Below are 12,630 nucleotides of genomic sequence, written 5' to 3'. Positions count from 1 at the left end.
CTGCATGTAACGCATACCTGGCTCCACCAAAAAAGGCTCACCATGCTCCAGCTCTACATCGGCAACAAGAACTATTCGTCTTGGTCCATGCGCCCCTGGGTGCTGCTGCGCCAGGCAGGCATCGCCTTCGAGGAAGTGCCCGTGCGCTTCGACAGCTTCGACGCCGGCTCGCAATTCAAGCGCCAGCTCCAGGCCGTGTCTCCCACGGCCAAGGTGCCCGTGCTGGTCGATGGCGGCGTGAGCGTGTGGGACAGCCTGGCGATCGCCGAATACGTGGCCGAGGCGCACCCCGACAAGCACCTGTGGCCACAGGACAAGGCCGCGCGCGCCCGCGCACGCAGCGTCACGGCCGAGATGCACAGCGGCTTCACCGCGCTGCGCAGCCACTGCCCGATGAACATCGAGGCGCGCCTGCCCGAGGTGGGCGCCCTGCTCTGGCGCGATCAGGCCGGCGTGCGCGCCGACGTGCAGCGCCTGGTGCAGATGTGGAGCGCGCTGCTGGAGCAGCACGGCGGCCCCATGCTGTTCGGCGCCTTCACCATCGCCGACGCGTTCTACGCCCCCGTATGCATGCGCCTGGCCACCTACGCCCTGCCGCTGCCGGAAGCCATCGCCGCCTACGTGCAGCGCGTGCAGGCGCTGCCCGGCGTGAAGGCATGGATCGACGGCGCACTGGCCGAAGCCGACTTCCGCGAATTCGAGGAGCCGTACCGGCTGGGGCGCTAAACGATCAATTCGCCACCGCGCGCCACGATGCGCCCGCCCGACACCACCAGCCTGCGCACGGGCCGCGCCACCACCGCGTGTGCCACGGCCTGCGCATCCACCAGCACCAGGTCGGCCCGGCAGCCGGGCGCCAGGCCGTAATCCGAGAAGCCGCAGGCCTGCGCGCCGGCCTGCGTCACGCAGCCGAGCGCCAGCGCGATCTCGTCGTCGCGGCGCAGGTTGTGGCGCAGGCCGATGAACATGGCACGCTCCAGCATGTCGGGGCTGCCGTAGGGCGTCCAGGCGTCGCGGATGCCGTCGTTGCCGCCCGCCACCACCACGCCGACCTCCAGGCACATCTTCAGCGGCGGCACGGGCCGCGATGGCGGCGCGCTGGTGACCAGCGCCACGCCCAGGCGCGCCATGCGCTCCAGCAGCGCGCGGCCTTCGGCCTCGGGCACGTCGCCCAGGCAGAAGCCGTGGCTGACCGCCACCCGCCCCTGCAGGCCCAGCGCGGCGGTGCGCTCCAAAACCAGCCCGAGCGAGAACGCGCCCATGGCGCCCGGCTCGTGCAGGTGGATGTCCAGCGGCACTCCGCGCCGCTCGGCGATGGCAAACAGCGTGTCCAGCGAGCGCACCGGGTCGCCGTCGATGGCGCACGGGTCCAGCCCGCCCAGCACGTCGGCCCCGGCGGCCAGCGCCGCCTCCAGCAGCTCGGCCGTGCCGAGGCGGCCCAGCAGGCCGGACTGCGGAAACGCCGCCACCTGGATGCGCTGCACCGCCTGCAGCGCGGCGCGCGTGCGCAACACGCCCTCCACATGGCGCAGGCCGGCCTGCGTGTCCACGTCCACGTGCGTGCGCACGCACGTGGTGCCGCGCGCCAGGAAGGCCCGGGCCAGCGCGAGCGACTGCGCGCCCGCGTCGTGCCCGCTGGCGGCGCGCCAGGCGCGCTCGTTGTCGATCTTGTCGGTGAGGCGCGGGCCAACCTCGTTGCGGTACCAGTCCATGCCCCACATCGTCTTGTCCAGGTGCGTGTGGCTCTCAACCAGGCCGGGCAGCAGAAGCGCGCCGCCGCCCTCCTCCACTGCGCAGCCCGCGGGTGCGGCCAGCGCGGGGCCGACGGCGGCGATGCAGCCCGCGCGCAAGAGCACGTCGGCAGGCGCTCCGCCCAGGGGGCGGACGTTGCGGATCAACAGGTCGGACGGTGGGCGCATGGACAGTCTTTCTATGTTTGGCAGCCCATCAATCTAACGGAGTGGCCTCCGCCCTTCGTATGCGTCCTGCAGCAGTTGCCGCAACGCCGCCCGCTCCAGCGGGCGCGGGTTGGGATAGGGCGTCTGCAGGGCGATATCACAGGCGCGCTCCAGATCGGCCTCCCGCATGCCAATGTCGCGCAGCGCCACCGGAGCGCCATGGCGCTGCGCCAAGTCATACACGCCCTGCGCTGCGTGCGGCGCATCCAGCGCCCGCGCAATGCGCTCCATGGCCAGCGGCGCGGCCGGGCCGTTGTAGGCCAGGGCATGCGGCAGCACCACCGTGTGCACCTCCGCGTGGGGCAGGTTGAAGCTGCCGCCCAGGGTGTGGCAGAGCTTGTGGTGCAGCGCCATGCCCACGCTGCCCAGCACCGCACCGCACAGCCAGGCCCCATAGAGCGCGCCGGCGCGCGCGCTGGAAGCGCCGTCGAGGCTTCCCGCATGAAGGGCGGGGATGGCTTGTGCAAGCGCGCGGATACCCTCCTGCGCCATCAGGTCCATGACCGGATTGCCATCCATCGCATACAGCCCCTCGGCCGCGTGGGCGATGGCGTTGATGGCGCTGGTCACGCTCAGGGCCAGCGGCAGGCCTCCGGTGAGCAGGGGGTCATAGACCACGCTGCGCGGCAGCACACGGTCGTCCTTGCCGGTCCGCTTCAGGCCATCCTCCGTGATGCCGTAGATAGGCGTCATCTCCGAACCCGCGTAGGTGGTGGGCACAGCCAGCACGGGCAGATCCGTATCCAACGCAATGGCCTTGCCCAAGCCAATGGTCGAGCCCCCGCCGATGGCAATAGCACAGTCCGCTCCCCGTGCGCGCGCCGCCTCGCGCGCAGCGTGGGCAGTGCCGATGGGCACGTGCATCACGGCCTGATCGAACACACCGGCCACCTGGGCCGGGCCGATCAGCACGGCCACCTGCTCGGCCTGGGCACGCTGCGCCGGCGTGCACAGCACCAGTGCCCGGCACAGCCCCAGTGCGTGCATTTCCTCGGGAAGCCGGGCCAGGCTGCCCGCGCCGAACACGACGCGCTGCGCGCGCGCCTGGTAGGTGAATGCAGTGCGTATCGTCATTGCGCAGTGATGTTGAGCTTGCGGATCAGTTGGCCCCAGCGGACGGATTCCGAGCGCACGAGGCGATTCATCTCCTCACGTCCACCCGCGACCACCTCGAAGCCGGATTCCTGCATGCGCTGAGCGACACCCGGATCACGCAAAGCGGCGGTGGTCGCTGCCGCCAGCGTGTCCAGCACGGCTTCGGGGGCCTTCGCCGGAGCGACCATGCCCACCCAGGAATAGATCTCGAACCCCGGGAAGGTCTCGGCAATCGCCGGCACCCCGGGCAGCGCGGATACGCGCCGCGGAGCGGTCACCGCGAGAGCACGCAGCTTGCCGCTCTGAATATGCTGCAGCACCAGCGGCAGGCTGGCGATGATGGAGTCCACATGGCCGCCGATCAGGTCCGACACCGCCGGACCACCGCCCTTGTAGGGAGTATGGATGCCGCTCGTGCCCGCGGTCTGGTGGAACAACTCCGCCGCGAGGTGGTTGGAGCTGCCCGACCCCACCGACGCGAACGACACGCCGCTCTTTTTCGCCGTGGCGATGTAGTCCGCCAGGGTCTGGTACGGGCTGGCCGCGTTCACCGCCAGCACCATGGGCGAGCGCACCATGTACGACACACCCGTCAGGTCGCGCTCGTGGCTGTAGGGCAGGCGCGGGTACATGTGCTGCTCGGTAGCGTAGGAGTCGAAGACCATCGCCACCGTGTAGCCGTCAGGAGCCGACTTGGCCACATGTGCCATGCCGATGGTGCCGCCCGCCCCGCCGCGGTTGTCGATGATGACGGACTGTCCCAGCTTGTCCTGGAGCACCTGCTGCACCTGCCGTGCTACCTTGTCCACCGTGCCGCCCGCCGCAAAGGGCACGACCACGGTCACCGGCTTGGAAGGATATGCCTGCGCCGCGGCCGGGCTGGCGGCAGCGGCCCAGGCGCAGGCCCCAAGGGCTGCGGCCAGCAGCAGGCGGCGGCCGCGGGAAGGAAGGGGTGAAAGGTTCATGGCTGTCTCCTGTGTAGGGTGGATGAGAGTGCACACCCGCAGCGTTCTTTGCCAAAATTGCCAAGATGCCGGGATCCACGGCATCGTAGGCACACCAGCTCCTTTCGATAATCCCTCCTCCACGCCAAAAGCCTTTGCACATCACGCACAGATGGAAACCGTCAAATTCGCAGAAAACCTGTCGATCTTCGTAGACGTGGCACGCACCCAGAGCTTCTCGGAAGTGGCGCGCCGCCGTGGCATGGTGGCCTCCTCGGTGGCGCGGCAGATTGGGGCACTGGAGTCCGAGCTGAAAGTGCCGCTGTTCGTGCGCTCCACGCGTGCGCTGGTGCCCACCGAGGCGGGAGAAGTGCTCTATGAGCGCGCCGTGAAGATCCTCCACGATATGACGGAGGCACGCTCGGAGGTCATCTCCCTGGAGCAGACCGTGCAGGGGCTGCTGCGCGTGAGCTGCCTGCCCGCCTTCGCGCGGCGCTACGTGATTCCCATGCTCGGCCAGCTCGGCGAACGCCACCCGCACCTGCGCGTGGAACTGGAGCTGACCGAGCGCGTCGTGGATCCGGTGGTCGAGCGCATGGATGTGGTGGTGCGCGTGGGGCAGCAGCCCGACAGCAGCCTTATCGGCCAGCGCATCGGCAGCCACCGCTATCTCCTATGCGCCGCGCCGTCGTACCTCGAACGCTACGGCATGCCCCACACACTGGCGGATCTCGCTCGCCACCGTCTCATCGACCGGCGCCACAGCACCAGCGTGCGCGGCTGGCGCGAACTGGGCGATGGCCAGTGGGCACAGCACGCACGGTTTGTCCTGGAGTGCGACGACTGCGACGCGCGCCGCTTCGCCGCGCTGGAGGGGCTGGGCATCGCACTCATGCCCAACTGGTCGGCAGGCGCGGATATCGGCGCCGGGCGTCTGGTGCTGATCACGCTTTCCGACGCCAGCCCGCCTCCGGAAAGCGGCATTTACCTGCTGCGTGCACTGCCACGCGCGAGCGCGCGCATCCGTGCGTTCACCGAGCATCTGCAGCAGCGGATCGGCACTCCGTCGGTGTGGGATGCTGCCCTGGGCGCACACGCCGCACCATAGCTCCGCGTCTGCGCCGCCTACACTCCCCGCATGCAGATCTACATGGTTGGCGGCGCCGTGCGCGACCGCCTGCTGGGCCGGCCCGTCCACGACCACGACTGGGTCGTCGTCGGCGCAACGCCCGAGCACATGGCCGCGCAGGGCTACCTGCCCGTGGGCCGCGACTTCCCCGTCTTCCTGCACCCCGAGACGCGCGAGGAATACGCGCTGGCGCGCACCGAGCGCAAGAGCGGGCGCGGCTACCGCGGCTTCGTGGTGCAGGCCTCGCCCGACGTGACGCTGGAGGAAGACCTGGCGCGGCGCGACCTCACTATCAATGCGATAGCTGCTCCCGCTGACTGGACGGGCGCTGGAGCCGTTTTCGACCCATACCGCGGCACACGCGACCTGCAGGCGCGCGTGCTGCGCCACGTGACCGATGCCTTCCGCGAAGACCCGGTGCGCATCCTGCGCGTGGCGCGTTTCGCCGCGCGGTTCACCGATTTCACGGTGGCGCCCGAGACGCTGGCGCTGATGCGCGCGATGGTCGAAGCCGGCGAAGCCGACCACCTCGTGCCCGAGCGCGTGTGGCAGGAGCTGGCGCGCGGCCTCATGGAGGACAAGCCCTCGCGCATGTTCGAGGTGCTGCGCGCCTGCGGCGCGCTGGCCGTGCTGCTGCCCGAGGTGGAGTGCCTGTGGGGCGTGCCCCAGCGCGCCGAATACCACCCCGAGGTGGACACCGGCGTGCACCTGATGATGGTGCTGGACATGTCCGCGCGCCTGGCCGCGCCGCTGGCCGTGCGCTTCGCCTGCCTGACGCACGACCTGGGCAAGGGCACCACGCCGGCCGACGTGCTGCCGCGCCACATCGGCCACGAGCAGCGCAGCAGCCGGCTGCTCAAGGGCGTGGCCGAGCGCCTGCGCGTGCCCGTGGACTGCCGCGAGACGGCCGACGTGGTGGCCCGCGAGCACGGCAACATCCACCGCAGCGGAGACCTGGGCGCCGCCGCCCTGCTGCGGCTGCTGGAGCGCTGCGACGCGCTGCGCAAGCCCGCGCGCTTCGCCGACGTGCTGCTGGCCTGCGAATGCGACGCGCGCGGGCGCCTGGGTTTCGAGGAGGCACCCTACCCGCCGCGCGGGCGCCTCGGGGCGGCGCTGCAGGCCGCGCTGGCCCTGCCCACGGCCGAGGTGGCCGCGCGCGCCGCTGCCGCGGGAGTGCGGGGGCCGCAGGTGGGCGAATGGATACGCCGCGCGCGCGAGGACGCCCTGGCGCAGTGGCTGCGCGGCGGCTGAATCAGGGAACTGAGCGCACCCAGCGCGCGATGTCGGCCGCGCCCATGGCGCCGGAGACGCGCGCCGCCTCCTTGCCGCCCTTGAAAAGGATCATGGTGGGAATGCTGCGGATACCGTAGCGCCCCGCGATCTGCGGCTGCGCTTCGGTGTCGAGCTTGGCCAGCCGCACCTGCGGCTCCAATTCGCGCGCGGCCTGGGCGAAGGCCGGGGCCATCTGCCGGCAGGGGCCGCACCAGGGGGCCCAGAAGTCCACCAGCACGGGCACGTGGTTGCGGCCCACGTGTTTGTCGAAACTGGCGGCGTCCAACGCCAGCGGCTCGCCCGTGAACAGGGGCCGGTGGCACTGGCCACAGTCGGGCGCGCTGCCGAGCTGCGCGGCCTGCACGCGGTTGGTGGTGTGGCAATGGGGGCAAACGATGTGCAGTGCTTCGCTCATGCCCGCCAGATGCGGAGCCCAGGGCCCTTTTTCAATACCGACGCTACCGTGCGCCCCCGGCCTACACCGGCCGCGCGCGGTTGGGGTATGGTGGCCTGCGATGCATACCCCTCCGCCTTTGACGCCGCGGCACGCGCTGTTCCTGGACTTCGACGGCACACTCGCCGACCTTGCCGCACAACCCCACGCCATTCACGTGCTGCCCGAAGTGCCGCAAGGCCTGCAGGCGCTGCATGCCGCACTGCACGGCGCGCTGGCCATCGTCACCGGCCGCACCATGGCCGACATCGACCGCTACCTGTGCCCGCTGCGCCTGCCCATGGCCTGCGAGCACGGCGCGCAGTACCGCCTGGGCAACGGCCGCGCGGGCAGCCTGCCTGCGCCGCCGCTGGCGCCTCTGCTGGACGTGCTGCGCCCCCTGGTGGCGCAGCACCCCGACCTGCTGGTGGAGGTCAAGAGCGCCGGCGTCGCCCTGCACTACCGGCGCGCGCCGCACCTGCAGGCGCTGTGCCTGCAGGCCATGCACGATGCGCTGCGCCAGGCCCCGGGCATGGAGCTGCTGCAAGGCAAGTGCGTGCTGGAGGCCAAGCCCGCCGGCCCGAGCAAGGGCCGCGCGATCGCGGACTTCATGCGCCAGCCGCCGTTCGCCGGCCGCGTGCCGCTGTTCATTGGCGACGACGTGACGGACGAAGCCGGCTTCACGGCCGTGCAGGCCCTGGGCGGCGTGGGCATCAAGGTGGGCGACGGCCCCACTCAGGCGCACGCGCGCCTGGGCTCCCCGGCCGAAGTGCGCACCTGGCTGCGCCTGGCCGCGCAAGCGCTGGCGCAGCAGGCGCCGGCCCTGGCCGGGGAGTGCCATCCATGAGCAGTACGCAAGACACCGGCGCGCAGCACTCGCTCGCGCTGGGCATGATCGGCAACTGCACCATCAGCGCGCTGGTGGACCAGCAGGCCACCGTGGTCTGGTGCTGCCTGCCGCGCTTCGACGGCGACCCGGTGTTCAACGCGCTGCTGCACCCCGGCGAGGAGGGCAGCCGCTTCGCCATCGCGCTGGAGGACTTCGCCAGCAGCGAGCAGTGGTACGAGCCGAACACCGCCGTGCTGCGCACGCGCCTGACCGACACCCACGGCAACTGCCTGGAGGTGACCGACTTCGCGCCGCGCTTCTTCGCGCGCTCGCGCCTCTTCCGGCCGGTGATGCTGGTGCGCCGCATCCGCCCGGTGCGCGGCTCGCCGCGCATCCGCGTGCTGCTGAACGTGCGCTACGACTGGGGCGAGAGCGCGCCCGCCATCACGCGCGGCAGCAACCACGTGCGCTACGTGGGCCCCGCGCTCACGGTGCGCCTGAACACCGACGCGCCGGTGACCTACGTGCTCTCGGGCCAGCCCTTCGTGGTGGGCCGCGAGCACAGCTTCCTGCTGGGCGCCGACGAGTCGCTGCCCACCGGCATCGCCGACACCGCACGCCACTACGAGCAGGAGACCATCGCCTACTGGAAGCGCTGGACGCAGCGCCTGCATCTGCCGCTGGAGTGGCAGGACGCGGTGATCCGCGCGGCCGTCACGCTGAAGATGTCGCTGTTCGAGGACACGGGCGCCATCGTCGCCGCCATGACCACGAGCATCCCCGAGGCGGCGCACAGCGGCCGCAACTGGGACTACCGCTACTGCTGGCTGCGCGATGCGTTCTTCGTGGTGCGCGCGCTCAACAGCCTGTCCGAGATCGGCACCATGGAGGACTACCTGCGCTGGCTCGGCAACGTGGTGGTGGAGGCGGGCAGCAGCCACATCCAGCCGCTCTACGGCATCGGGCTGGAGCGCGAGCTGCCCGAGAGCATCGTGGAACACCTGCCCGGCTACCGCGGCATGGGCCCGGTGCGCGTGGGCAACCAGGCGGCCGAGCACTTCCAGCACGACGTGTACGGCAACATCGTGCTGGGCGCGGCCCAGGCCTTCCACGACCGGCGCCTGCTGCACCCGGCCGGTCCGGCCGAGTTCCATCGGCTCGAGCAGATCGGCCAGCTCGCCGTGCAGGTCTACGGCCAGCCCGACGCGGGCATGTGGGAGCTGCGCACGCGCGCGCGCATCCACACCTCGTCTGCCCTCATGAGCTGGGCCGCCTGCGACCGCCTGGCCAAGATCGCCGAGGCGCTGGCCCTGCCCGAGCGCGCGGCCCACTGGCACGGCCACGCGCGGACCATGCGCGCCGAGATCCTGGAGCGCTCCTGGAATCCGCAGCGCCGCGCGTTCGCCGAGAGCTTCGGCGGCAGCGAGCTGGACGCCAGCGTGCTGCTCATGGCCGAGGTGGGGCTGATCCACCCCACCGACCCGCGCTTCGTGGACACGCTGGACGCCATGGAGCGGTCGCTGTGCGATGGCCCCTACATGCGCCGCTACGAGGCGGCGGACGATTTCGGCAAGCCCGAGACTTCGTTCAACATCTGCACCTTCTGGCGCATCGACGCGCTGGCCCGCACCGGCCGGCGCGAGCAGGCGCGCGAGATCTTCGAGGCCATGCTGGCCGTGCGCAACCCGCTGGGCCTGCTGTCGGAAGACACGCACGCCACCACCGGCGAGATGTGGGGCAACTTCCCGCAGACGTATTCGATGGTGGGCATCATCAACGCCGCCATGCGCCTGTCGGCCCCCTGGGACAGCGTGATCTGATGGGCCGCCTCGTCGTCGTCTCCAACCGCCTGGCCGACCCGCGCAAGCCCGCCGCCGGCGGCTTGGCCGTGGCGCTGGGCGACACGCTCAGCCGCACCGGCGGGCTGTGGTTCGGCTGGAGCGGCACCGTCGCTGCGCACGGCACGCCCGGCGAAGGCGAGCTGCAGACCCGCCAGGCCGGCCGCGTCACGCTGGCCAGCGTCAACCTCTGCGCCGAAGACCATGCCGCCTACTACCACGGCTACGCCAACAGCGTGCTGTGGCCCGTGTTCCACTACCGGCTCGACCTGGCCGACTTCTCCTCCGGCTACCTGGACGGCTACCGCCGCGTGAACCGCATGTTCGCGCACAAGCTGCTGCCCCTGCTGCGCGAGGACGACGTGATCTGGGTGCACGACTACCACCTGATCCCGCTGGCCGCCGAGCTGCGCGCGCTGGGCTGCCGCCAGCGCATCGGCTTCTTCCTGCACATCCCCGTGCCGCCGCCGCTGGTGCTGGCCGCGCTGCCGCAGCACGAGTGGCTGATGCGCTCGTTCTTCGCCTACGACCTCGTGGGCCTGCAAAGCGAGGCCGACGTGGCCCACTTCACGCGCTACATGACCGTGGAGGCCGACGCGCAGGACCTGGGCGCCCAGCGCCTGCGCGCGTTCAACGCCACGGTGCGCGTGGCGGCGTTCCCCATCGGCATCGACGTGGAGGAATTCCAGCGCCTGGGGCGCACCCCCGACGCCATGCAGACCTATGAGGAAATGCGCGCCGAATACTCGCGCCGCCAGCTGCTGCTAGGCATCGACCGGCTGGACTATTCCAAGGGCATCCCGCACCGCGTGCGGGCCTTCCGCCAGCTGCTGGAGCGCTACCCGGAGAACGCCCACAGCGCCACGCTGGTGATGATCGCCTCGCCCAGCCGCGACGACGTGAACGCCTACGCCGACCTGCGCCAGGAGCTGGAAGGCCTGTGCGGCGCCATCAACGGCGACTTCGGCGACCTGGACTGGATGCCGCTGCGCTATATCCACCGCACCGTGGCGCGCAAGCGCGTGCCCGGCCTGTGCCGCGCGTCGCGCGTGGGGCTGGTCACGCCGCTGCGCGACGGCATGAACCTGGTGGCCAAGGAATACGTGGTCTCGCAAAACCCCGAAGACCCCGGCGTGCTCGTGCTCTCGCGCTTCGCAGGGGCAGCCGAGCAGCTGCGCGACGCGCTGCTGGTCAACCCCTACGACACGCAGGGCATGGCCGAGGCCATCCAGACCGCGCTGCGCATGCCCTTGGCCGAGCGGCAGGCGCGGCACCAGCGGCTGATGGCGTGCATCGGCGAGCACGACGTGCACTGGTGGCGGCGCAACTTCCTGCGCGCGCTGGAAGGGGAAGAACAGGAATAGAAGCCAAATCGGCCTCCAGCGCTTATCCAGCAAGCGCGAGCAGCTATTCTTTTTGAATATCCGCACCGAGCAGCGCCAGCGCCGCGTAATCGCCCACGCGGTCGCCCAGCCCTGCGCGCACCAGTTCCACGCCCTCGGTCAGCGCGGGAAAGTAGCGCGCCAGCTCCTGGCGCAGCAGCGGCAGCAGCAGCGCCTCGTGGTGCAGGAACACCGCACCGCCCAGGCTGATGCGCTGCAGGTCGAGCGTGGCCACCAGGTTGTAGAGCAACCTCCCCATGAGCACGCACAGCCCCCGCACTTCATTGAGGGCCGCCCCATCCCCCGCGCCCGCCGCCCGCAGCAGCGCCGGCGCATCCACGCCCAGCCGGCGCGGGAGCGCGTTGCCCGCGACCAGCGACTCCACGTCGCCCCGGTTGCCGCAGCCGCACACCGCGGGCTCGCCCGCCACGTCGCCCACGAAGGAATGCCCCGCATGCCCCGCGTTGCCGTTCTTGCCCTGCAGCACGCGCCCATCCACGCACAGGCCCACGCCGATCCCGGTGCTCCAGGTCACGTAGGCGCAGTCGGCCGCGCCGCGCAGCGCGCCCCAGCGGCGCTCGGCCTGCAGCGCGGCCACGGCGTCGTTGGCGATGTGCACGTGCGCGCCCAGCGCCTGCGCGAGCGGCGCCTGCAGCGGCACGCGCGTCCAGTCGTTGTGCAGGCCGCGGGCCGCGCCGGCCAGGCCGCCGCAGATGTTGGGGTTGGTGACCTCCACCATGCCGTCCACGCGCACGAACGGCCCGCACGATGCGACGCCCACCGCCGCCACGTCGCCCCGCCCCAGGCCGCGCCCGGCACAGGCCGCGTCCAGCAGGCGCAGCACCTGGCGCGCGAGCGCGTCGGGCGCGCCGGTCTTCACCGTGGGCTCGGCAAGGCGCGCGAGCAGCGTCGGGGGAGCATCGGAGTCGGAGAAGGCGGCCAGGCACACGGCGACCTTGGTGCCGCCGATGTCCACACCGGCCAGTACATGGGAATCGGGAAGCTGCGACATGCGCCCATCATCGCGCACGGCCCGTACCAGCGGTGCAGGACAAGGGCCAAAACGCTCATCGCCACTTGTACCAGCAGGAAGCTCACCAGCACTGAGTCGCTGATATCAGACGTCAATCACGTCGGGGGGAAGCCCTGCCTGGCTGCGTGCATGCATAGCAACATAGGCCGATTCGATGTCTCGTGCGAAGCGCTGGGTGTCGAATAGCGGCGCCGTCGCAATCTGTGCACGCAGCTTGCTACGAATTGATTGCAGCAGAGAAGAGTCGCCAGCCAGCGCAATCGCGCGCGCTTCGTAATCAGCAGGGTTGTCAGTCACCAGCTCAGGAATCCCCACTGCGTGCAGCAGGCTTGCAGCCACACGGCCAGCGAATGACGCTCCCGCGCAAGTCAATACCGGCAGGCCAGCCCATAAGGCATCGCTTGCAGTGGTGTGGGCGTTATAGGGCAAGGTGTCCAGGAACAGGTCTGCCAGGCTGTGGCGGGCCAGATGCATGTCCAGCTCCATGCGCGGGGCAAACACCAGCCGTTGCGGGTCTATGCCGCGTACCTGCGCTTCGCGCTGCAGATTGGGCAGGACGAACGGGTTGTCCTGCAGCAACCATAGTACGCTGCCCGGCACAGCCTGCAGAATGCGCATCCAGCTATCGAACGTAGGCGGTAGAATTTGGCTCTGTCACAAATCTGTGTTGATGACCGGCACTCCGATGGCGTCGAGCAAGAGCTGGCGCGGCTTTGC

The 12,630-nt window shown here is 70.6% G+C and carries 12 protein-coding genes; 6 read left to right on the top strand and 6 right to left on the bottom strand.

Features of this window, described 5'->3' with window-relative positions; translation table 11 throughout:
- The first annotated feature begins 42 nt into the window (after nucleotides 1-42).
- Nucleotides 43-726, top strand: a complete 684-nt coding sequence (locus AVS7_RS00060) for a glutathione S-transferase family protein (RefSeq protein WP_020226453.1) — start codon at nucleotides 43-45, stop codon at nucleotides 724-726.
- Here the strand turns inward: AVS7_RS00060 and AVS7_RS00055 are convergent.
- Genes AVS7_RS00055 through AVS7_RS00045 form a run of 3 tightly spaced genes read right to left on the bottom strand, consistent with a single transcriptional unit; the run spans nucleotide 723 to nucleotide 4,018 of the window.
- Entirely contained in the window at nucleotides 723-1,919 is a 1,197-nt protein-coding gene (locus AVS7_RS00055; RefSeq protein WP_024000683.1) for an amidohydrolase family protein, read from the bottom strand. The genes AVS7_RS00060 and AVS7_RS00055 overlap by 4 nt on opposite strands.
- A 33-nt stretch (nucleotides 1,920-1,952) precedes the next feature.
- The gene (locus AVS7_RS00050) at nucleotides 1,953-3,032 is read right to left on the bottom strand and encodes a maleylacetate reductase (protein ID WP_020226451.1); all 1,080 of its coding nucleotides are present in this window, start codon (nucleotides 3,030-3,032) and stop codon (nucleotides 1,953-1,955) included.
- Nucleotides 3,029-4,018 carry a tripartite tricarboxylate transporter substrate binding protein gene (locus AVS7_RS00045; protein WP_020226450.1) on the bottom strand — a complete coding sequence of 330 codons (990 nt, stop codon included), beginning with the start codon at nucleotides 4,016-4,018 and terminating at the stop codon, nucleotides 3,029-3,031. Before AVS7_RS00045 ends, AVS7_RS00050 begins: the two co-directional genes overlap by 4 nt.
- A 151-nt stretch (nucleotides 4,019-4,169) precedes the next feature.
- Between AVS7_RS00045 and AVS7_RS00040 the strand changes: the two genes are divergently transcribed.
- The gene (locus AVS7_RS00040; RefSeq protein ID WP_020226449.1) at nucleotides 4,170-5,105 is read left to right on the top strand and encodes a LysR family transcriptional regulator; all 936 of its coding nucleotides are present in this window, start codon (nucleotides 4,170-4,172) and stop codon (nucleotides 5,103-5,105) included.
- 30 nt (nucleotides 5,106-5,135) lie between these two features.
- A complete protein-coding gene (locus AVS7_RS00035) occupies nucleotides 5,136-6,377 on the top strand; it encodes a multifunctional CCA addition/repair protein (protein ID WP_020226448.1) in 1,242 nt (413 codons plus the stop codon).
- A gap of 1 nt (nucleotide 6,378) precedes the next feature.
- Here AVS7_RS00035 and trxC read toward each other — a convergent pair whose 3' ends face one another.
- Nucleotides 6,379-6,813 (bottom strand): thioredoxin TrxC, encoded by a 435-nt coding sequence (gene trxC, locus AVS7_RS00030; RefSeq protein ID WP_020226447.1) that lies wholly within the window; start codon nucleotides 6,811-6,813, stop codon nucleotides 6,379-6,381.
- A 100-nt stretch (nucleotides 6,814-6,913) separates the two neighbouring features.
- Between trxC and otsB the strand changes: the two genes are divergently transcribed.
- Genes otsB through AVS7_RS00015 form a run of 3 tightly spaced genes read left to right on the top strand, consistent with a single transcriptional unit; the run spans nucleotide 6,914 to nucleotide 10,862 of the window.
- Nucleotides 6,914-7,678, top strand: coding sequence for a trehalose-phosphatase (gene otsB, locus AVS7_RS00025; protein WP_024000682.1), 765 nt, complete (start codon nucleotides 6,914-6,916; stop codon nucleotides 7,676-7,678).
- Nucleotides 7,675-9,480: a glycoside hydrolase family 15 protein gene (locus tag AVS7_RS00020; RefSeq protein ID WP_020226445.1), complete on the top strand. Its 1,806-nt coding sequence runs from the start codon at nucleotides 7,675-7,677 to the stop codon at nucleotides 9,478-9,480. Before otsB ends, AVS7_RS00020 begins: the two co-directional genes overlap by 4 nt.
- The gene (locus AVS7_RS00015) at nucleotides 9,480-10,862 is read left to right on the top strand and encodes a trehalose-6-phosphate synthase (protein ID WP_020226444.1); all 1,383 of its coding nucleotides are present in this window, start codon (nucleotides 9,480-9,482) and stop codon (nucleotides 10,860-10,862) included. The genes AVS7_RS00020 and AVS7_RS00015 overlap by 1 nt, the downstream gene beginning before the upstream one ends.
- A gap of 43 nt (nucleotides 10,863-10,905) precedes the next feature.
- On the opposite strand, the gene AVS7_RS00010 is transcribed toward AVS7_RS00015, so the two are convergent.
- Complete coding sequence (locus AVS7_RS00010; protein WP_020226443.1) at nucleotides 10,906-11,892, bottom strand: ROK family protein; 987 nt, start codon at nucleotides 11,890-11,892, stop codon at nucleotides 10,906-10,908.
- Between the two features lie 105 nt (nucleotides 11,893-11,997).
- A complete protein-coding gene (locus tag AVS7_RS00005; RefSeq protein ID WP_255352326.1) occupies nucleotides 11,998-12,558 on the bottom strand; it encodes a hypothetical protein in 561 nt (186 codons plus the stop codon).
- Nucleotides 12,559-12,630: the final 72 nt, after the last annotated feature.

The organism is Acidovorax sp. MR-S7 (assembly GCF_000400995.2).
In the GTDB taxonomy this organism is placed as follows: Bacteria; Pseudomonadota; Gammaproteobacteria; order Burkholderiales; family Burkholderiaceae_C; genus MR-S7.
The sequence above is the reverse complement of the archived record's forward strand: the minus strand, read 5'-3'. Positions and strand labels throughout refer to the sequence as shown.